Source organism: Pseudomonas sp. P105 (genome assembly GCF_032614175.1).
Taxonomy (GTDB): domain Bacteria; phylum Pseudomonadota; class Gammaproteobacteria; order Pseudomonadales; family Pseudomonadaceae; genus Aquipseudomonas; species Aquipseudomonas rhizophila.
In genome coordinates this window covers 1,492,873-1,511,933 of sequence record NZ_CP126693.1, presented here as the reverse complement: position 1 = coordinate 1,511,933, position 19,061 = coordinate 1,492,873, and the positions used below count along the sequence as shown (strand labels likewise).

Sequence of the window (19,061 nt, the reverse complement as noted above, 5' to 3'; positions counted from 1 at the left end):
GCCTTGCCTGCGCAGCCGGCACGTCAGCCCTGCGCCTTGCTGGCCAACAACCGATTCGCGCCAACAATACCCATGAGGATAGCGTAGGCCAACGGGCCGCCCAAAAAACTGATTGTTATCAGCAATGGCAATATCGACCCATGCAGCAGCTCGGCACGGCTGCACAGGCGAGGCGAAGAATCAGGGAGCCGTAAAAAACTCCATGGCGGCGTAAGGCGCCTGTCGACAGGCCTGCAGGCGGGACGTCAGATCTCCCACATGGATTTCGAGTTTGTGCCCGTCCGGGTCGAGAAAGTAAAACGAGTCCCCTTCGCTGCGGTTGTCGCGCCACGTCACCACCTGGGCCGCATTGAGCCGCGCCACCAGCACCGGGAAGTCCTCGGCACGGATACTGAATGCGTAATGGGTGTAGTCCGCCGCAGCCCCCTTTTTGCGCAACGGGTCAACAGACAGGCACAGCCATAGTCCGGGCAGCGACAAATAGGCCCCTTTGTCCCACCTGGCCTCAAGACGAAGCTGCAATAGCTCGCTATAAAAAACCACACTGGGGTCCAGCTCGGTGACGGCAAGTGTCAGATGATTGAAGCCTGAGAGCATCGACAAGCAACCTTTGGAAAAGAAACGGATGGGTCAAGTGCAGCAGGCTCAAGGGTGAAAGCATCGCTTTGCCCAGCTCCGACAGCGCAAATGGATTCCCCGCCCAGCCCCTTAGGCAAGATCCTACACAGAAGTCTCCGGTAACACTCAAACACGCCGGAAACGGCCGATTCAAAGCCCTGCATAACGATCTGTAAAGTCTGGAAACACACAGATATCGAAACCACCCACGGACAGCACCACTCAACCAAGGAATGTAAGCGCACCATGAACCAGACTGCACAGCCAACCCATCGCTACACCAACTACCGTAAGGTCATTTCCCTGGCGGACCAGGACTGGCAGAGCGCCGAAGTCGGAAAAATCTCAGGGCTGAATGTCGAGGTCAAGACACCCAATGTCCTGGTCGACCAGTACGGCCGAACCTTTCACCACTTCTGTACCACGTCCTATCTGGGCCTGGATCACCATCCGGCGTTGCTGGACGGGGCCATGACGGCCCTGTGGGAAACCGGGACCTTGCGCGTCGCTAACTCGAAAAACCGCTGCAAACTGGCGATCCTGGACCGATACGAAACCCAATTGTCGGAGTTGTTTGGCGCCAGTTGTCTCAGCGCCCTGTCATGCAGCGCAGCGAGCGCCGGGATCCTGCCGTTGCTGGCCAGCGGCGTGCTCACCGACAATCGGCCGCCGGTCATGGTGTTTGACAAACATGCCCATTACTCGATGAACCACGTCAAGGCTGCCTGCGCCGATGAAACCCAAGTCATCACCGGGCCCCACAACGACATGGACTTTCTCGAGGACGTGTGCAAACGACAGCGCAACGTGGCGTATGTGGCCGATGGGGCCTACAGCATGGGCGGGGTGACGGATATGGACAGCCTGTTGTACCTCAAACAGCGCTATGGCCTGTTTCTCTATCTGGATGACTCCCACGCGCTGTCCGCCGTAGGGCAATGCGGAGCGGGCCTGGTCCGGTCACGCTTGCACGCCGTGGACGAGCGCACGCTGATTGTCGCCTCGCTGGCCAAATCATTCGGGGCCAGTGGCGGCCTGGCGATGTTTGGCAGTGAACGGCAAAAAACACTGGTGCAGCGCTACGGCGGGCCGAGCAATTGGTCCCAGAGCCTGAACGCGGCGGCCATTGGCGCCGGCATTGCCTCGATCCGCCTGCACCGCAGTCGAGAATTCAGCGCCTTGCAGGAGCGTTTGCAGGCTAATATCCGCCTCTTCGACAGCCTCATCCGCACCGAACAGCTCGGCAATGCCATGGCGATCCGCCTGGTGACATGCGGTGAAGCAACCCTGGCCAACAGCCTGGCGGTCGAACTGGCCGACCTGGGGTATTTCACTTCAGCGGTCTTTTTCCCCGTAGTGCCACAAAACAAGGCCGCAATCCGCATCACCCTGCGCGCCGACATGGAGACGAACGTGATTCGCTCGTTCTGCGAACGGATCACCGATCTGCTGCTGGCACACGGGCGTGACATCCGTCCTTGAACGAGCGCCTTGATGAAGAACCGTACGACCCTGATCATCACCTGCACCACCGTCTTCCTGGCACAACTGGGCATGAGCATCTACTTGCCGGCCCTGCCCGACATTGCCCGGGATCTGGGGGCCGATGCGTCCCGGGTTTCCTGGGGCTTGTCGGTTTACCTGATCGGCATGGCGCTGCCAATGTTGCTGTGGGGCAGCGTGAGCCAGCGTCTGGGACGCAAACCGGTGTTGCTGGCGGCATTGGGGTTGTACGGCCTGAGCAACCTGGCCTTACCGCTGGGTACGACAGTCGAGGCGTTCCTGACGCTCAGGTTGATTCAGGGCATCGGCGCCAGCGGTATCTCGGTGATGGCCAGGGTATTGATCCGTGACAGTTTCAGCGGCGATCTGCTGGCCAAGGCCCTGTCATGGATCTCGATAGCCTTCGTGATTGCCCTTGGCATCGGCCAGTATCTGGGCTCCTTGATCCAGGTTGCCTTCGGCTGGGAAGCGATCTTCTACGGTTTGGGTGCGGTCAGCCTGGCTATGGCGGTGGCAGTGTCCTGGGTCGGCTTTCCAGTGCTGACAGAAAGCAGCCACGGGCAATCAGCGTGGCGCGTCTACGGCAGAATTCTCCGATACCGAGGTTTTTTACTGCCGGCATTGGCTGGTGGCCTGGGTTACGGCGTGATCGTCGCGTTCAACACCGCCGCGCCACTGATCCTGCAGGAAAGCTTTCATTGGTCAGCGATTGAGTACGGCCTGCTGGGCTGGCCGATCAGTGCGGCGTACCTGTTCGGCGCGCTGGCGGTAAACGCCTTTGTGCTGCGCACCGGTCAGCGACGGCTGATGAGCTGGGGCATTGCGCTGGTGCTGGGTGGCAGCGCAACCATGCTGCTGGGGAGCGTCGCGCTGAGCAGTGTTGCGCTGCTGTTCTGGTTGCCGTACTGCTTCGCGGTGTTCGGCCAATCGTTGAATTACCCCATCAGCCTGTCCCTGGCCAACGAGGGTTCACCGGTGGCCGGTGCTTATGCCATGGCGTTGAGCGGTTTCCTGCATCAACTGATGGCATCGGCGATCGGCGCCATGGCCAGCCTGTTGTTGAGTCAACAGGCCTGGCCGCTGGCGGCATTGTGCACGCTGCTGGCGGTGGCAGCGATGCTGTGCGTGCGGTTCATGCCGCCACGGGTCGCTTAAAAGGCGCTGCGGAAAATCTCCTCGATCTGCCGTTGATCCCCTGCCCGTGGGTTGGTCAGGCCACAAGCATCTTTCAATGCGTTGGTGGCCAGTACCGGCACGTCGTTGAGACGTACGCCCAACTCACGCAGGCCGGCCGGAATATCCACATCCCGGGCCAGGCTGCGGATCGCCTCAATGGCCACCCGCGCGCCCTCCTCCGGACTGAGTCCGCGTGTATCGGCGCCCATGGCATGGGCCACGTCGGTCAGCCGAGCGGCACATACCGAGGCGTTGAAACTCTGCACATGGGGCAACAGCACGGCATTACACACGCCGTGGGGCAAGTCATAAAAACCACCCAGTTGATGGGCCATCGCATGCACAAAACCCAGCGAGGCATTATTGAATGCCATCCCCGCGAGAAACTGCGCGTAGGCCATGTTCTCCCGCGCCGTCAGATCGTTGCCGTCGCGCACGGCCTGACGCAGATTGTTGCTGATCAACGTGACCGCTTTCAGCGCGCAGGCATCGGTGATCGGATTGGCGGCAGTGGATACGTAAGCTTCGATCGCATGGGTCAACGCATCCATGCCGGTGGCGGCCGTCAGCCCCTTGGGCATCGCCACCATCAACGCCGGATCGTTGACCGACATGAGCGGCGTCACGTTGCGGTCGACAATCGCCATTTTCACGTGGCGGGTCTCGTCGGTGATGATGCAAAAACGGGTCATCTCGCTGGCAGTACCTGCCGTGGTGTTGATGGCGATCAGCGGCAACTGCGGTTTACTCGAGCGATCAACGCCCTCGTAGTCACGAATTTCCCCGCCGTTGGTGGCACACAAGGCGATGCCCTTGGCGCAATCGTGGGGCGAGCCACCACCCAGCGACACCACGAAATCGCATTGGCTCTCCTTCAGCAACCCCAGCCCGCGCTCGACATTGGCGATGCTGGGATTGGGCTTGGCACCGTCGAAAATCACCGAATCGATGTCCTGCTGCGCCAGCAGGTCGGCCACCTTGCTGGCGACGCCGGCCTTGGCCAACCCTGCGTCAGTGACGATCAGGGCCTTGCGAAAGCCGTAGTTACGGATGGCGGTCATGGCCTCGTCGAGGCAACCCAGCCCCATGACGTTCACGGCGGGAATGAAAAAGGTGCTGCTCATGGGAGATGCTCCTGGAAGAGGCCGGGATTGGCAGGGCTACCAGAATGACCGACTGGTCACAGCGCATCTTGATCTGGCTCAAGACTGGGTCGTGATAAAGTCGCGCCCTGCCTTAACCACGTTTTGAGATAACTTTCGCAATGACCGACTTCCAGCAATACGACGCCCAGCTCGAAGACTGGGATGCCTTGCGCGCCAGCACCGTTTTCAGCGGCTTGCTGCTGGGTAACGGCGCCAGCCGCGCCGTATGGGACGATTTCGGCTACGACTCGCTGTTCGAAAACGCTCGCACAGTCGAAGAAAAACCCTTGAGCCCGTCGGAAATGAGTGTGTTCGACGCGATGCAGACACGCAGTTTCGAACAGGTACTCGGCGCGCTGAAAACCACCAGCCGGGTCAACAAGGCCCTGGCCGTCAGTTCCGCTGCACCGCGCAACCGCTACTACGCAATCAAGGAAGCACTGATCAACACCGTGCACGCGGTGCATATCCCGTGGCGACTGGTCGAACCCTCGACCCTGGCGACGCTCAATCAGGAGCTGGGCCGCTATCGCACGGTGTTCACCACCAACTACGATCTGCTCAACTACTGGGCGATCCAGCATGCGCCCGAGACCGTCACCGACCTGTTCCTGGGCAACGATCACAGCTTTGATCTGCGCCAGGCAGACACGGACAAACCACGTCTGCTGTACTTGCACGGTGGCCTGCATTTGGTACGCAACCAGGACGGCACGGCACGCAAGCTGACCGCCACCGAAGGCACGCTGTTGGGCAGTTTCGCCATCAACAATACGATCAAGACCCTTGACGACGTGCCGCTGTTCGTCAATGAAGGCCCGAGCCAGGACAAGCTCAAGACCATTCGCAGCTCTGATTACCTATCGTTCTGCTACGACCAGTTGCTGCACCACGGCGACAACCTGTGCCTGTTCGGCCATGCCTTGGGCGAACAGGACAGTCACATCGTCCATGCCCTGCGCCAGGCCGCGCCGAAAACCGTGGCAATCTCGATCTACCCCCGCAGCCAGGCGTTCATTCAGCACCAGAAGCGCCATTACGCCAAGGTGTTCCAGGGGTTGGCGGTTGAACTGCGGTTCTTCGATGCCAAGACGCATCCGCTGGGCAACCCGAAACTGTCGGTGCCGGTGGAGGTTTAGAGCCAGGGCAGGCACGGCCCCGTAGCTTGTGGGGAAGGGATTTATCGGTGGGAGCAAAGCTTGCTCCCACATTGCCCCTCGGCTTTTGGCGTCCTGTCAAAGCGCCGCCAGCGTCTTGTCCTTGATCACCGTCGTCGGTCCGTTGGCCATGACGCTGGCAATGCCCTTGTCCCGGGCGGCGTCAGAGGAATAGCTTTCGCTGCTGCCGATCACTTCGTGATTGCCAGCCTTGAGGTTGAAGTAAGGATGGCCGTCCTTGGTGCTCTTGAGTTCATAACGTTCAGCCAGTGGGCTGTTCTTCTGCACCGAAGCGATGCCACCGTCGGCACCGCTGCGGGTCGTGTACAGCTCGCTGGTCAAAATCGTTTCGGCGTTCGCCGCCTTGAGCACAAACTTAAACTGGCCGTTGCTGCTTTTGCTGACTTCGTACCATCCGGACATGTTCTTTCTCCTGGGCGGTTGAGGCATCCCCAAGAGTAAAGACCCGCTGGGCTTGTTCTGCCAGTGCCTTACAAGGTGATGGCCGTGCCCAGCAACGTCAGGAACCCCGCCAGCCAGTTCGGATGTGCCGGCCAGGCGGGCGCGGTCGCCAGATTGCCTTGAACGTGGCCTTCGGTGACCGCGCACTCGATAAAGGTCCCTCCCGCCAGACGCACCTCCGGGGCACAGGCGGGATAGGCGCTGCATTCACGCCCTTCCAGGATACCCGCCGCTGCCAGCAATTGCGCACCGTGGCATACCGCTGCAATCGGCTTGCCCGCCTGGTCAAATTCGCGCACCAGTTGCAGGACTTTCTCATTCAGGCGCAGATATTCCGGCGCACGTCCGCCCGGCACCAGCAACGCATCGTAATCAGCGGCCTCGACACCGACGAAATCATGATTCAGTGCGAACAGATGCCCCGGTTTTTCGCTGTAGGTCTGGTCGCCCTCGAAGTCGTGGATCGCCGTGCGCACGGTCTGCCCGGCGCTTTTGTCCGGGCACACGGCATGAACGGTGTGGCCGATCATCTGCAAGGCCTGGAATGGCACCATGACTTCATAGTCTTCGACGTAATCGCCGACCAGCATGAGGATTTTCTTTGCGGCCATGGGGTGGACTCCTTGAAAAATGCGTAGGGGGTGAACGCATTAAAGGTAGACCGGTACGTCGGTAGATGAGGGATAAGCGGCGATTACCTGACGGGCTGCACATCGCTGGATGCTGAATGCAACGTGTGGGAGCGAGCCTGCTCGCGATTCAGGCGACGCGGTTTTTCAGGTACACCGCGTCATCGTTCAATCGCGAGCAGGCTCGCTCCCACAGGGTAATGTGTCAGTCACTCAGGCGAGGTAACCGTCAGCGCGCAGCAGGGTTTCGAGGCAGTGCTCGGTGATGTGGTAGAACGCCTTGAGTTCCTGGATCTTCGCCAGCAGCTCTGCCGGGTCCACCGGTTCGGCGCGTTTGACCGCCAGGATCATCTTGTTCTTGTTGGTGTGGTCCAGGGAAATGAACTCGAACACCTTGGTTTCGTAGCCGCATGCCTCCAGAAACAGCGCCCGCAGACTGTCAGTGACCATTTCTGCCTGCTGGCCCAGGTGCAGGCCATATTGCAGCATCGGCTTGAGCAACGCCGGACTCTGGATTTGCAAGCGGATCTGCTTGTGGCAACACGGCGAGCACATGATGATCGAAGCGCCCGAGCGAATGCCCATGTGGATCGCGTAATCGGTGGCGATATCACAAGCATGCAAGGCAATCATCACATCCACCGCGGCCGGCGCCACGCTGCGCACATCGCCGTGCTGGAAGCTCAGGCCCGGGTGCTCCAGCCGCGCGGCAGCTTCGTTGCACAGCTTGACCATGTCCTCTCGCAGTTCGACGCCGGTCACGATCCCTTCAGCCTGCAAGGTGTTGCGCAGGTAGTCATGGATGGCGAACGTCAGATAACCCTTGCCCGAGCCAAAGTCCGACACCCGCACCGGCTGATCCAAGGCCAGCGGCGAAGATGTCAGCGCATGGCTGAAGACTTCGATGAACTTGTTGATCTGCTTCCACTTGCGCGACATCGCCGGGATCAGCTCGTGCTTATGGTTGGTCACGCCCAAATCCGCCAGGAACGGGCGGTTCAGGTCGAGGAAGCGGTTTTTCTCGCGATTGTGCTCGGCCGATGGCACTTCTCGCAGTTGCTGGGGCTTGCTCTTGAACAGCGAGCTTTTGCCCTTTTTGCTGTATTCCAGCTGCGCTTCGTCGGTGACAGCCAGCAGGTGCGCGTTCTTGAACGACACCGGCAACAACGCAGCGATGGTCGCCACGCCTTCGGCCAGCGGGAAATTCTTGGTGATGTCGCGGGTTTTGTAGCGGTAAACGAAGGACAGGCAGGGCTGATCCTTGACCGTCAACTGCTTGATGATCAGCCGTTGCAAGTCCGCTTCGTCACCGACGTACTTGGCCAGCACCAGTTTGATGAAGGCGTTCTGCTCAAGGCTGCTTTGCAGCAGCTCGATGAACTGGGCGTGGTGATCCGGCGCAGGACGGGCGGGGGTAGCGGTGACAGACATGGAAAAAGCGGCCTCGGGGCGGGCGGATCGGGAATGGCGGTTATTTTAGGGGGGATGGGCAGTGAGGGCACGGAAAAGTTCGTGTGGCGAGCAGTATCCCCTGTGGGAGCAAGGCTTTGCTCCCACAGGCTTGTGCTGGCAGAAATTTTTTCAGCCCAGCACCACCAGCCGATTCGGCAGCTCATTGCGCGCGTGAGTCACGGGTACATGCTCCTTGAGCAATTCGCCGCAGGCCTCGATGCAGGTGACAAAACCCTGCAACGTCTGTCCTTGGCGGACCTGCTGGGTGAAGGTGGCGACAATGGCCTCCCAGCGCGTGTTGTCGAGACGCTTGGAAATGCCTTCGTCCACCAGGATTTCCACATACCGCTCGGCCTCGCAAACGAAAATCAACATTCCTGTGCCGCCGACGGTGTGGTGCAGGTTCTGCTCGAGAAACTGCCGGCGCGCCAGATTGGAGGCGCGCCAGTGGCGCACGGAACGGGGGATCAGGTGAGTGGTGATTGCAGGAATGCGAAACGCCAGGCACAGCACGATAAACAGGACCCACTGCACCAGCAGCAGACTGTGCATGTTCAGCCAGCCCGTGAGGTAATGCACCATGCCGGGCACCACCAAGGCCAGCAGGCTGGCCCACAGCAGCGGGATGTAGGCGTAGTCGTCGGCGCGGGCAGCAAGCACGGTGACCAGCTCGGCATCGGTATCGCGCTCCACCCGGGCGATGGCCTCGGCGACCTTGCGTTGTTCGTGTTCAGTCAGTAATGCCATGGTTAAAAGTGCCTGCTCATTATTATTGTCACCAGCCGCCCGACGAACCGCCGCCCCCGAAACTGCCCCCACCGCCACTGAAGCCGCCGCCACCGCCGCCGCCAAAACCGCCGCCACCGCCATAACCGCCCCCGGAACCACCGCGTCCGGCCGGCAGGATACCGAGCATCTGGCACACGAACACCGTTACGATGAACAGCAGCACCAACAACACGAACAGCCCCGGATGGCGCCCGACGAAATCGCCCTCTTCCTGGCCGTCGGCACCGTACACCGCAGCCGGCTCATCCAGCGCATTGCCGCCCAGCACCATCAGCATCGCCGCTACGCCGTCGCTGATACCTTTGTTGAAATTGCCGGCCTTGAACGCCGGAGTGATCACCTGATTGATAATCACCGAACTCTGGGCGTCAGTCAGGCGGTCTTCCAGACCATAGCCCACTTCGATCCGCAGTTTACGGTCATCCCGGGCCACGATCAGTAGCGCGCCGTTGTTTTTATCCTTCTGCCCGATGCCCCAGTGACGCCCCAGTTGATAACCGAAGTCTTCGATGCTGCTGCCTTGCAGGTCCGCCAGCGTGACCACGACCACCTGTTCACCGGTGGCCTGTTCATGGGCCTTGAGCTGTGCATCCAGTTGCGTGCGCACCGAGGGTTCCAGCATCTGGGCAGTGTCCACCACCCGCCCGGTCAGTGCCGGAAAACTCAACTCGGCCTGGGCCGTGATGGCAAACATGCAGAGCAGCAAGGCGCAGCTGCAAGCTGCAAGCTTCAAGCTATAAGCAAAAGCAGTGCGTATTGACTGTGCTTGAGGCTTGTAGCTTGAAGCTTGCAGCTGCTCCATCAAAACTTCACCTCAGGGGCTTTTTCGGCGTTGGGGCTGGTGGCTTCGAAGGTTTCGCGGATCGGCAGATCGCTGTACAGCACGCTGTGCCACAAACGACCGGGGAAGGTGCGGATTTCGGTGTTGTATTTCTGCACCGCCAGGATGAAGTCGCGACGAGCCACGGCGATGCGGTTCTCGGTGCCTTCGAGTTGTGATTGCAAGGCCAGGAAGTTCTGGTTGGCCTTGAGGTCCGGATAACGCTCGACCACCACCATCAGCCGGCTCAACGCACCACTCAACTGGTCCTGGGCCTGTTGGAACTGCTTGAGTTTTTCCGGGTTGTCCAGGGTACCGGCATCGACCTGGATGGACGTGGCCTTGGCCCGCGCCTCGACCACCGCCGTCAGGGTTTCCTGTTCGTGCTGCGCATAGCCCTTGACGGTTTCCACCAGGTTGGGGATCAGGTCGGCTCGGCGCTGGTACTGGTTCTGCACCTGTCCCCAGGCGGCCTTGGCCTGTTCGTCCAGGGTTGGAATATTGTTGATGCCGCAACCGGCCAGCAGCGTGGTGAACAGCATCAGCGCCAGTATTGGCAGGTGGCGAAGGTGATCGAGTCGTAGATTCATCGGTTGAAACTCCCCTATACAGTCCATTGAAGAAAACACAGCCACCTATCTCACCAGCGTCTGGGGCATAATCTGCCGCCGCCACGGGATTGAATCGGGTCGATGGGCTAAAAGATGCCCGGTGCGAAACTAAGTTCATCCGCGTGCGTTCGAAAACAGTGCTGCTCATATTCAGACAATACTCGAACAACAATAGCCGCTCCTCACATTTTGCTGACCGGCGAGTCCTGATTACCGCCCTTAGGCTTGCGAGAAACCATTCATGAAGAAGCTGTGTTTGCTGGGCCTGTTCGTCACACTGGCCAGTCAATCCGTATTAGCCGACAACCTGCCAACCCCGATAGAGAACAAGAATGCCTTCATCAGCAACCTGATGAAGCAGATGACCCTCGAGGAAAAGATCGGCCAGTTGCGCCTGATCAGCATCGGCCCCGAGATGCCTCGGGAGATGATTCGCAAGGAAATCGCCGCCGGCAACATCGGCGGTACGTTCAACTCCATCACCCGGGATGAAAACCGCCCGATGCAGGACGCGGCCATGCGCAGCCGGCTGAAGATCCCGATGTTCTTCGCCTATGACGTGATCCACGGCCATCGCACGATTTTCCCGATCCCCCTGGCCCTGGCCTCCAGCTGGGACATGGACGCCATCTACCGCTCCGGCCGCGTCGCTGCCAAGGAAGCGGCGGCCGACAGCCTGGACATCACCTTCGCGCCGATGGTGGATATTTCCCGCGACCCCCGCTGGGGCCGGACCTCCGAGGGCTTTGGCGAGGACACTTACCTGGTGTCGCGCATCGCCGGGGTGATGGTCAAAGCGTTCCAGGGCAGTGGCGCCAACGCGGCCGACAGCATCATGGCCAGCGTCAAGCACTTCGCCCTGTACGGCGCGGTGGAAGGTGGCCGGGACTACAACATCGTGGACATGAGCCCGGTGAAAATGTACCAGGACTACCTGCCACCCTACCGCGCCGCCATCGATGCGGGTGCCGGCGGGGTGATGGTCGCGCTGAACTCCATCAACGGCGTGCCCGCCACCGCCAACACCTGGCTGATGCACGATCTGTTACGCAAGGAATGGGGGTTCAAGGGCCTGGCAGTGAGTGACCACGGCGCCATCTTCGAACTGATCAAGCATGGCGTGGCCCGGGACGGTCGCGAAGCGGCGAAGCTGGCGATCAAGGCCGGCATCGACATGAGCATGAACGACTCGCTGTACGGCAAGGAGCTGCCTGGACTGCTCAAGGCCGGTGAAATCGAGCAGAGCGACATCGACAATGCGGTGCGCGAAGTCCTCGCCGCCAAATACGACATGGGCCTGTTCAAGGATCCGTACCTGCGCATCGGCAAGGCCGAGGACGACCCGGCCGACACCTACGCTGAAAGCCGCCTGCACCGCGACGATGCCCGTGACGTGGCCCGCCGCAGCCTGGTCCTGCTGGAAAACCGCAACCAGACCCTGCCCCTGAACAAAAACGCAAAAATCGCCCTGGTCGGACCGCTCGCCAAGGCTCCGATCGACATGATGGGCAGTTGGGCCGCTGCCGGGCGCCCTGCGCAATCGGTGACCTTGTTCGACGGCATGACCCGCGCACTGGGCGCAGAATCGAAACTGATCTACGCCCGTGGCGCCAACATCACCGGCGACAAGAAGGTGCTCGACTACCTGAACTTCCTCAACTTCGACGCCCCGGAAGTGGTGGATGACCCGCGCCCTGCCCAGGTGTTGATCGACGAAGCGGTAAAAGCTGCCAAGGATGCCGATGTGGTGGTGGCCGCCGTGGGTGAGTCGCGCGGCATGTCCCACGAATCCTCGAGCCGCACGGAACTGAGCATCCCCGCCAGCCAGCGCGAGCTGATCAAGGCCCTGAAGGCTACCGGCAAACCACTGGTGCTGGTGCTGATGAACGGCCGCCCGCTGGCGCTGGTGGATGAAAAGCAACAGGCCGATGCGATCCTCGAAACCTGGTTCAGCGGCACCGAAGGCGGCAACGCCATCGCCGACGTGTTGTTCGGCGACTACAACCCGTCGGGCAAACTGCCGATCTCCTTCCCGCGCTCGGTAGGACAGATTCCGACCTACTACAACCATCTGAGCATTGGTCGACCGTTCACGCCGGGCAAGCCGGGCAACTACACCTCGCAATACTTCGATGACACCACAGGCCCGCTCTACCCGTTCGGCTACGGCCTGAGCTACACCGAATTCAGCCTGACGGACATGGCCCTGTCGTCCACCACGCTGAACAAGACCGGCAAGCTCGATGCCAGCGTGACCCTGGAAAACACCGGTGAGCGTGACGGCGAAACCGTGGTGCAGCTCTATATCCAGGATGTGACCGGCTCGATCATCCGCCCAGTGAAGGAGCTGAAGAACTTCCGCAAGGTGATGCTCAAGGCTGGCGAGAAGAAAGTCATTCACTTCACCATCACCGAAGACGACTTGAAGTTCTACAACGCCCAGCTCAAATACGCCGCTGAACCGGGCAAGTTCAACGTCCAGATCGGCCTGGATTCCCAGGATGTGAAGCAACAGAGTTTCGAGTTGCTCTGATTCATCAACAGCGCAAATAACCGTGGGAGCGAGCCTGCTCGCGATGAAGGCCTACCAGTCACCGCATCATTGACTGTCAGGCCGCCATCGCGAGCAGGCTAGCTCCCACATTGTTTTTGCTGAACCTTAACCCCGCCGCCCCAGCACATTCACCACCAACCGATCCACCAATCCCCACACCCGTTGCTTGACCCGTTTCCACAGCGGCCGGCGCTTCCAGGTGTCGAGACTGACCTCCAGGCTCTGGGCGAAGTCTCGCTCGAAACTCGCCGCCACTGCCGTGCTGAGTGCGGAGTCGAGGGCTTCGAGGTTGGCTTCCAGATTGAAGCGCAGGTTCCAGTGATCGAAATTACAGGAGCCGATGCTGACCCAGTCGTCCACCAGCACCATCTTCAGGTGCAGGAAACACGGCTGGTATTCGAAGATTTTCACCCCAGCCTTGAGCAGACGCGGGTAATACCGGTGCCCGGCGTAGCGCACGGACGGGTGATCGGTGCGCGGGCCGGTGAGCAGCAGGCGCACATCGATGCCCCGGGCGGCAGCCTTGCGCAAGGAGCGACGCACGTTCCAGGTCGGCAAAAAATACGGGGTCGCCATCCAGATCCGCTTCTGGCCGCTGTTGAGGGCCCGGGACAACGATTGCAGGATGTCGCGATTCTGGCGGGCATCGGCATAAGCCACCCGCCCCATGCCCTCACCCATCGGCGGAACCCGGGGCAAGCGCGGCAAGCCGAAGTTGGAAGCCGGTTTCCAGGCACGGCGATGGCGGTTGGCGAGCCATTGGCGGTCAAACAGCAACTGCCAGTCGAGCACCAAGGGGCCGACGATTTCCACCATGACCTCGTGCCACTCGCAGCGGTCATCCAGCGGGCTCCAGAACTCATCGGTGACCCCGGTGCCGCCAACCACCGCCAGGCGCTGGTCCACCAACAGCAGCTTGCGGTGGTCCCGATATAAATTCCGTACCCAGCGGCGCCAACTCAGGCGATTGTAAAAACGCAGCTCCACGCCCGCCTCGATCAGGCGGTGGCGCAGGTCCTGGGTAAACGCCAGGCTGCCGTAGTCATCGAACAGGCAACGCACGCGAACACCGCGCTCGGCAGCCTGGACGAGTGCCTGGACCATCGCCTCGGCGCAAGTTCCCGCCTCCACCAGGTACAGCTCCAGCTCGACCTGTTCCTGGGCGCGGGCAATTTCCACCAGCATGCGCGGGAAAAACTGCGGGCCATCGATCAACAGCTCGAAGCGATTGCCCTCGCGCCACGGAAATACCGGGCCTCCCATGTCAGCGCGCCGTGAAAATCAGCACCGCATTCACCGGCACTGCGAGGCTGATGGCCGACAGCCCGGCCTGTTTGCGCAACTTCTCCAATCCCGGCGCCAGATCGAAATCCGCCGCATTGAGCACCACCGGCTCCAGGGTCACGACCTGGAACCGTCGTTCATCCAGGCGCGTTGCCAGCAGTTCGGCCTGATACACATGTTGCTTGCCGTGCAGGTCCACGGTCAGCGGCAAGCGCAGTTCCAGTTGAGCGCCGTTGGCCAGGTCCTGGATCGGTAACAGGTCGAGCTGCGCGGTAATGGCGGCGTCGGCAAATTGTTTGATCTCGAACAACTCGGCGCGCATGCGCTCGTCACGCAGGGGAATGCCACTGTTGACCGACTCCAGCTCCACTTCCAGCCGGACCATCCCCTTGGGCTGGACCTGACCATGAAGCACCAGGAAACGCTGGACCTCGGAAACGTTGCCATTTTTGCTGCTGATAAACGACAGCCGCGACGATTCGCCGTCCAGATACCAATTGGCTTGGACCGGCAGCGCGGCGCAGGCCAGCAGCAAGGTCGCGACAGCGTGAGAAAAAGACCGCTTGAACATACACACTCGGAGGGCAGATAAACCTGTGGCGAACCTTAACCGGGCCGAGGGCACTTGCAAACCTTCTGTTTCAATCCTCAATGGGAATACACAGGTCCGGTCACGGCTCCAACCGACAGCCCCGCCGCTCCCCCAGCCATCGTGCGCTATTGCTTCGCCCCAGCCCGGCGACGGTGATGCGTTTCGCTTCAGGCGTTTCGAGAAAATCGCTGATGGGCACCGACTGCTTTACATAGCCACGGCAATAGTCAGCCGGTTGCTCCATCACGTAGCGACACGAGCAATATTCCTTGGCGGTGTAGGCGCTGATGATGTCGGGGAAGGCCCGCAGCGCCACCCGCTCGAGCCAGATCCAGCCGAGCAGCGTCACAACAAGCACCGACATCAGCGTGAGCAACGGTCTGCGTCTCATGGCTGCACCGTCCCGGCGAACGCCGCCATGGCCCGCTTGAGCAATTCGTTGTGGCGGTAACTGCCGTCGCGGTCATCAGCGTAGCGCACGATGACCAACCGGGCGCTGGGGATCACGTACAACGCCTGCCCCCAATGGCCCAGCGCGGCAAACGTATCCGGCGGCGCATCGGGCCACGGGTGGATGGCCGGGTCGGCCGCGCGGTTGAGCCACCAATGCCCACCGGGCACCGCTTCATCCTGGCCGGCCCGGAAGCGGGCGAAGGGCTCGCGGTTGAACGCCACCCAGGCTTGCGGGATCAGTTGCCGCTCGCCCCAGCGCCCCTCGCGTTGCATCAACAGCCCCACACGCGCCAGGTCCCGCGCCGTGAGGTAGGCATAGGAGGACCCGACAAACGTGCCGGCGGCGTCGGTTTCCCAGGTGGCGTGGCGGATACCCAGCGGCTCGAACAGGGCCGTCCAGGGATAATCGGCATACCGCGCCGGGCCAACGATATTTTTCAATGCCGCGGCCAGCAGGTTGCTGTCACCACTGGAGTAACGAAACACCTGCCCCGGCGGACTGTAGCGCTCATGCTGCGCAGTGAACGCCGCCATGTCATGACGCCCACGGGTATAAAGCATCGCCACCACCGAGGACTTGAGCGGTGCGTATTCGTAATCTTCCTGCCAATCCAGTCCCGAGGCCCAATGGAACAGATCGGCCAAGGTCATGTCCGGATGCTTGCTCAACGCCGGGTAATACCTGGCGGCAGGATCCTGCAGACTGAACAGCTTTTGCCCATAGGCCACGCCAAACACCGTCGCCATCAGGCTTTTGCTGATCGACCAGGTCAGGTGCGCAGTGTCGGCACGGGTGGGCCCGGCATAACGCTCGTAAACCAGCCGCCCGTCCAGGATCACCAGCAGCGCATCGGTGCGGATGCCCTGGCGAGTGGCATCGTCGCGGGGTGGGAAGGCGTATTGCTCCAGGGCTTCGATGGCCGGCCCGGTGGGGGTCGGGCCACTTGGCCATTGCTCACCGGGCCAGTCTTCAGCCTGGGCGTACAGGTTGAGCAACAGCAGCGGGATCAGGAACCAGCCTTTGGACATGCTCGGGGCTCGCAGGATTGAACCTTCGGAGCCTATTCAGACTTGATGACAATTTGGGTATGGGTGGCATTTCCCTGTGGGAGCGAGCCTGCTCGCGATAGCGCTGGCTCAGCAGCATTGATGTCAACTGACACTCCGCTATCGCGAGCAGGCTCGCTCCCACAAAGGGTTATCCCAACGCCTTGGCCAACCGCTTGGCCCGCGCACCCGCCGCCATGTCCATCACGGCTTTATCTCGCGTCCACATCTCGCGCCACACCGCCGGGCCGGCGGCCAGGGCGTCGTTCAGTTCTTCATCGAGCCCGTTGAACTGGGCGAACAACCCACCCAGCAGCACATGCCCGGCCGCGCTGGACGGGTTGTGACGGCTCACTTCAGCGCAACCGGCCAGCAATCCCAGCAGACGCAGCTGCAGGGCTTGGGGCCAAGCGCACTCCTGCCCCACGCCATACAGCCAGGCGGCCATGGCACTGAGCACATAAAGGTCTTCCAGGGTGCGGAACGGTTTGACGTAGGCGTCCCAGCCGTCCCCGGCCAACAACTCGCACAGCGCGCCATCAAGCAGCACCCGGCCATGGCTGATGTCTGGCATCAGGGCGATGGCCGGGAGTTTTTCCAGGGTCACGCCCGGCTCTCCGGGATAAACCACCGCAAGATTCAACCGCGGCGGCTCGCCGGGTGCTTCGCTGCGGGCGGCAATCAGCAGCCACTCGGCGGCATCGCCCGCAGTAACGAAATCCTTGCGCCCGTTCAATCGCAGGTCGGTGATGCGAGTCTGCATGTCCGCCGGGCGCAGGCTGCGCTGCTCCGTGGCGCACAAGGCGCCCAGGCTCTGGGGCGCGCTCGGCCAAAGCACCCGCAGCGCCGCCTGATACCCCACCAGAAAAGCCAACCCCGGCGTTGCCATCAATCGCGCCCCCATGACGGCCAGTTCGAACGGCGTAACCGGCCCCAGGCGTTGCAGCAAGGCCGCATAACCCTCAGCCAGGTCCGGATGGGCGGGCAACCGTTCGCCGCGTTCGATCAGGTTTTGCCAGGGCATAGGAGGCTCCTTAATGGGCTGTCATATAAGCATCACCAAAGCTTCATGGCGATGACACCGGGGCTACATAGCCTGACTTTGCACAACATGGCTGCATAAAGAAAGTCGATCGGCTGCAACTGAACAGCCCGCACGGAGATTCGCTATGACTCAGATCGCCCGCATCAGCGACACTGGCAATGAACGCCGCCTGCAAGCCGAACGCCTGATTGGCGCCAAGGCTTTGCAAGAAGCCCAGGCCCTGCGCTTCAACGTCTTCAGCGGCGAATTCAACGCCAAGCTCAAAGGCGCGGAAATGGGTCTGGACATGGATGACTATGATGTTCACTGCGCCCACATCGGCGTACGCGACCTGAATACCGGCCGACTCGTGGCGACGACACGCCTGCTCGATCACCACGCCGCCAGCAGCCTGGGCCGGTTCTACAGTGAAGAAGAGTTCAACCTTCACGGCCTGGTCCATCTCAAGGGCCCGATCCTGGAAATCGGCCGCACCTGCGTCGACCCGGCCTACCGCAACGGCGGCACCATCGCTGTATTGTGGGGCGAACTGGCCGAGGTGCTGAACGAGGGCGGCTACAGCTACCTGATGGGATGCGCGAGCATTCCAATGCAGGACGGCGGCGTCCAGGCCCAAGCGATCATGCAGCGTCTGCGCGAACGTTATCTGTGCACCGAACACCTGCGGGCGGTGCCGAAAAAACCGTTGCCGGCCCTGGACGTACCGTCCAACGTCATCGCCGAAATGCCGCCTCTGCTCAAGGCTTACATGCGCCTGGGCGCGAAGATTTGCGGTGAGCCGTGCTGGGATGAGGATTTCCAGGTGGCCGACGTGTTCATCCTGCTCAAGCGTGACGAACTCTGCCCACGCTACGCCCGCCACTTCAAGGCAGCGGTGTGATGAGTCGGTTGCGGGTGTACGCGCGAATCGCGCGAGTGTTGCTGGTGGTGACGCTGGGTCTGAGCATGGCCAGCGTATTCGGGCTGTTCGAACGGTTGGGTGTGGCCAACTCCATGGTGCGCCGCCAGCGCTGGTCGCGTTTTTTCATGGCGCGCCTGAGCAATGCCCTGCCCTTCTGCGTGACGGTGCACGGGCAAATGCCGCAACAGCCCATGCTGTGGGTCAGCAACCATGTGTCCTGGACCGATATCCCGCTGCTGGGCATGCTCACGCCAATGTCGTTCCTGTCCAAGGCCGAAGTACGCACTTGGCCAGTGGCCGGATGGTTGGCGGCCAAGGCTGGCAGCCTGTTTATCCGGCGCGGCTCGGGCGACAGCCAGTTGATCCGCAAGCAAATGAGCCGACACCTGGAACAGGCCCATCCGCTGCTGATGTTTCCCGAAGGCACCACCACCGATGGCCGCTCCCTGCGCACTTTCCACGGTCGTTTATTGTCGGCGGCCATCGATGCGGACGTGGCGCTGCAACCGGTGGCGATCCGCTACCTGCGCAACGGTGAACCGGACTCGCTGGCGCCGTTCGTTGGCGATGATGATTTGCTGTCGCACCTGATGCGCCTGTTCGCCAATGACCGGGGCGAGGTGCACATCCATCTGCTGGAACCGATTGCCTGCCACGGCCAGGAGCGAGCTGCCCTGGCCTTCCAGGCGCAACAGGCGGTGCATAAGGCATTGTTTGGCGAAATCCCACAAAAGCAGCAAGTGCCGATGCGGCCTGCGATCGCGGCCTGATCCTGAGCCCTGTGCAGAGCCCTTGTGGGAGCGAGCCTGCTCGCGATAGCGGT

At 61.3% G+C, this 19,061-nt stretch carries 19 protein-coding genes and 1 pseudogene; 6 read left to right on the top strand and 14 right to left on the bottom strand.

The features are described from left to right. Nucleotides 1–47: 47 nt before the first annotated feature. Nucleotides 48–167: pseudogene (locus tag QOM08_RS06810) on the bottom strand (LysE family translocator); the annotation flags it as partial. A gap of 13 nt (nt 168–180) precedes the next feature. Further along, entirely contained in the window at nt 181–597 is a 417-nt protein-coding gene (locus tag QOM08_RS06805; protein WP_076385997.1) for a VOC family protein, read from the bottom strand. 267 nt (nt 598–864) lie between these two features. On the opposite strand from QOM08_RS06805, the gene QOM08_RS06800 reads away from it, so the two are divergent. Both QOM08_RS06800 and QOM08_RS06795 read left to right on the top strand, forming a co-directional pair. Further along, nucleotides 865–2,100 carry an aminotransferase class I/II-fold pyridoxal phosphate-dependent enzyme gene (locus tag QOM08_RS06800; protein WP_047228007.1) on the top strand — a complete coding sequence of 412 codons (1,236 nt, stop codon included), beginning with the start codon at nt 865–867 and terminating at the stop codon, nt 2,098–2,100. 12 nt (nt 2,101–2,112) lie between these two features. Next, complete coding sequence (locus QOM08_RS06795; protein WP_316912731.1) at nt 2,113–3,276, top strand: MFS transporter; 1,164 nt, start codon at nt 2,113–2,115, stop codon at nt 3,274–3,276. On the opposite strand, the gene yiaY is transcribed toward QOM08_RS06795, so the two are convergent. Further along, nucleotides 3,273–4,421, bottom strand: coding sequence for an L-threonine dehydrogenase (gene yiaY / locus QOM08_RS06790; protein ID WP_316912730.1), 1,149 nt, complete (start codon nt 4,419–4,421; stop codon nt 3,273–3,275). The two genes, QOM08_RS06795 and yiaY, sit on opposite strands and share 4 nt — an antisense overlap. 140 nt (nt 4,422–4,561) lie before the next feature. On the opposite strand from yiaY, the gene QOM08_RS06785 reads away from it, so the two are divergent. Further along, complete coding sequence (locus QOM08_RS06785; RefSeq protein WP_316912729.1) at nt 4,562–5,581, top strand: DUF4917 family protein; 1,020 nt, start codon at nt 4,562–4,564, stop codon at nt 5,579–5,581. Nucleotides 5,582–5,677: 96 nt separating this feature from the next. On the opposite strand, the gene QOM08_RS06780 is transcribed toward QOM08_RS06785, so the two are convergent. The 6 genes from QOM08_RS06780 to QOM08_RS06755 form a co-directional block, all read right to left on the bottom strand. Then, nucleotides 5,678–6,022, bottom strand: a complete 345-nt coding sequence (locus QOM08_RS06780) for a YegP family protein (RefSeq protein ID WP_047228011.1) — start codon at nt 6,020–6,022, stop codon at nt 5,678–5,680. 68 nt (nt 6,023–6,090) lie between these two features. Then, nucleotides 6,091–6,672, bottom strand: a complete 582-nt coding sequence (locus tag QOM08_RS06775) for a DJ-1/PfpI family protein (protein WP_047228012.1) — start codon at nt 6,670–6,672, stop codon at nt 6,091–6,093. Nucleotides 6,673–6,903: 231 nt separating this feature from the next. Next, entirely contained in the window at nt 6,904–8,121 is a 1,218-nt protein-coding gene (locus tag QOM08_RS06770; RefSeq protein WP_160891792.1) for a class I SAM-dependent methyltransferase, read from the bottom strand. A 150-nt stretch (nt 8,122–8,271) separates the two neighbouring features. Next, nucleotides 8,272–8,889, bottom strand: coding sequence for a TPM domain-containing protein (locus QOM08_RS06765; RefSeq protein ID WP_076386005.1), 618 nt, complete (start codon nt 8,887–8,889; stop codon nt 8,272–8,274). A 28-nt stretch (nt 8,890–8,917) separates the two neighbouring features. Continuing rightward, nucleotides 8,918–9,625, bottom strand: coding sequence for a TPM domain-containing protein (locus QOM08_RS06760; RefSeq protein WP_171061409.1), 708 nt, complete (start codon nt 9,623–9,625; stop codon nt 8,918–8,920). Nucleotides 9,626–9,732: 107 nt separating this feature from the next. Next, on the bottom strand, nt 9,733–10,341 hold the full coding sequence (locus QOM08_RS06755; RefSeq protein WP_047228016.1) for a LemA family protein: 609 nt from the start codon (nt 10,339–10,341) through the stop codon (nt 9,733–9,735). Between the two features lie 262 nt (nt 10,342–10,603). On the opposite strand from QOM08_RS06755, the gene bglX reads away from it, so the two are divergent. Beyond that, a complete protein-coding gene (bglX, locus tag QOM08_RS06750) occupies nt 10,604–12,895 on the top strand; it encodes a beta-glucosidase BglX (protein WP_188252083.1) in 2,292 nt (763 codons plus the stop codon). A 126-nt stretch (nt 12,896–13,021) separates the two neighbouring features. Here bglX and QOM08_RS06745 read toward each other — a convergent pair whose 3' ends face one another. The 5 genes from QOM08_RS06745 to QOM08_RS06725 all read right to left on the bottom strand — a co-directional run bounded on the left by QOM08_RS06745 (nt 13,022) and on the right by QOM08_RS06725 (nt 17,316). Beyond that, nucleotides 13,022–14,179: a phospholipase D-like domain-containing protein gene (locus tag QOM08_RS06745; RefSeq protein ID WP_047228018.1), complete on the bottom strand. Its 1,158-nt coding sequence runs from the start codon at nt 14,177–14,179 to the stop codon at nt 13,022–13,024. 1 nt (nt 14,180) lies between these two features. Next, complete coding sequence (locus QOM08_RS06740) at nt 14,181–14,771, bottom strand: YceI family protein (RefSeq protein WP_047228019.1); 591 nt, start codon at nt 14,769–14,771, stop codon at nt 14,181–14,183. A 100-nt stretch (nt 14,772–14,871) separates the two neighbouring features. Next, a complete protein-coding gene (locus QOM08_RS06735) occupies nt 14,872–15,183 on the bottom strand; it encodes an amidase (protein WP_316912728.1) in 312 nt (103 codons plus the stop codon). After that, nucleotides 15,180–16,274 carry a serine hydrolase gene (locus tag QOM08_RS06730; protein ID WP_316912727.1) on the bottom strand — a complete coding sequence of 365 codons (1,095 nt, stop codon included), beginning with the start codon at nt 16,272–16,274 and terminating at the stop codon, nt 15,180–15,182. The genes QOM08_RS06735 and QOM08_RS06730 overlap by 4 nt, the downstream gene beginning before the upstream one ends. A gap of 169 nt (nt 16,275–16,443) precedes the next feature. Further along, on the bottom strand, nt 16,444–17,316 hold the full coding sequence (locus QOM08_RS06725) for an acyl-CoA dehydrogenase (protein ID WP_139050945.1): 873 nt from the start codon (nt 17,314–17,316) through the stop codon (nt 16,444–16,446). Between the two features lie 145 nt (nt 17,317–17,461). Here QOM08_RS06725 and olsB point away from each other — a divergent pair, with 145 nt between their 5' ends. Both olsB and QOM08_RS06715 read left to right on the top strand, forming a co-directional pair. After that, complete coding sequence (olsB, locus tag QOM08_RS06720) at nt 17,462–18,217, top strand: L-ornithine N(alpha)-acyltransferase (protein WP_047228023.1); 756 nt, start codon at nt 17,462–17,464, stop codon at nt 18,215–18,217. Beyond that, nucleotides 18,217–19,008, top strand: a complete 792-nt coding sequence (locus QOM08_RS06715) for a lysophospholipid acyltransferase family protein (protein ID WP_047228024.1) — start codon at nt 18,217–18,219, stop codon at nt 19,006–19,008. The genes olsB and QOM08_RS06715 overlap by 1 nt, the downstream gene beginning before the upstream one ends. Nucleotides 19,009–19,061: the final 53 nt, after the last annotated feature.

Excerpts from the sequence above, each read along its gene's own strand:
- QOM08_RS06805 (WP_076385997.1), bottom strand. The coding sequence starts at position 597 with ATGCTCTCAGGCTTCAATCATCTGACACTTGCCGTCACCGAGCTGGAC.
- QOM08_RS06800 (WP_047228007.1), top strand. The coding sequence starts at position 865 with ATGAACCAGACTGCACAGCCAACCCATCGCTACACCAACTACCGTAAG.
- QOM08_RS06795 (WP_316912731.1), top strand. The coding sequence starts at position 2,113 with ATGAAGAACCGTACGACCCTGATCATCACCTGCACCACCGTCTTCCTG.
- yiaY (WP_316912730.1), bottom strand. The coding sequence starts at position 4,421 with ATGAGCAGCACCTTTTTCATTCCCGCCGTGAACGTCATGGGGCTGGGT.
- QOM08_RS06785 (WP_316912729.1), top strand. The coding sequence starts at position 4,562 with ATGACCGACTTCCAGCAATACGACGCCCAGCTCGAAGACTGGGATGCC.
- QOM08_RS06780 (WP_047228011.1), bottom strand. The coding sequence starts at position 6,022 with ATGTCCGGATGGTACGAAGTCAGCAAAAGCAGCAACGGCCAGTTTAAG.
- QOM08_RS06775 (WP_047228012.1), bottom strand. The coding sequence starts at position 6,672 with ATGGCCGCAAAGAAAATCCTCATGCTGGTCGGCGATTACGTCGAAGAC.
- QOM08_RS06770 (WP_160891792.1), bottom strand. The coding sequence starts at position 8,121 with ATGTCTGTCACCGCTACCCCCGCCCGTCCTGCGCCGGATCACCACGCC.
- QOM08_RS06765 (WP_076386005.1), bottom strand. The coding sequence starts at position 8,889 with ATGGCATTACTGACTGAACACGAACAACGCAAGGTCGCCGAGGCCATC.
- QOM08_RS06760 (WP_171061409.1), bottom strand. The coding sequence starts at position 9,625 with ATGTTTGCCATCACGGCCCAGGCCGAGTTGAGTTTTCCGGCACTGACC.
- QOM08_RS06755 (WP_047228016.1), bottom strand. The coding sequence starts at position 10,341 with ATGAATCTACGACTCGATCACCTTCGCCACCTGCCAATACTGGCGCTG.
- bglX (WP_188252083.1), top strand. The coding sequence starts at position 10,604 with ATGAAGAAGCTGTGTTTGCTGGGCCTGTTCGTCACACTGGCCAGTCAA.
- QOM08_RS06745 (WP_047228018.1), bottom strand. The coding sequence starts at position 14,179 with ATGGGAGGCCCGGTATTTCCGTGGCGCGAGGGCAATCGCTTCGAGCTG.
- QOM08_RS06740 (WP_047228019.1), bottom strand. The coding sequence starts at position 14,771 with ATGTTCAAGCGGTCTTTTTCTCACGCTGTCGCGACCTTGCTGCTGGCC.
- QOM08_RS06735 (WP_316912728.1), bottom strand. The coding sequence starts at position 15,183 with ATGAGACGCAGACCGTTGCTCACGCTGATGTCGGTGCTTGTTGTGACG.
- QOM08_RS06730 (WP_316912727.1), bottom strand. The coding sequence starts at position 16,274 with ATGTCCAAAGGCTGGTTCCTGATCCCGCTGCTGTTGCTCAACCTGTAC.
- QOM08_RS06725 (WP_139050945.1), bottom strand. The coding sequence starts at position 17,316 with ATGCCCTGGCAAAACCTGATCGAACGCGGCGAACGGTTGCCCGCCCAT.
- olsB (WP_047228023.1), top strand. The coding sequence starts at position 17,462 with ATGACTCAGATCGCCCGCATCAGCGACACTGGCAATGAACGCCGCCTG.
- QOM08_RS06715 (WP_047228024.1), top strand. The coding sequence starts at position 18,217 with ATGAGTCGGTTGCGGGTGTACGCGCGAATCGCGCGAGTGTTGCTGGTG.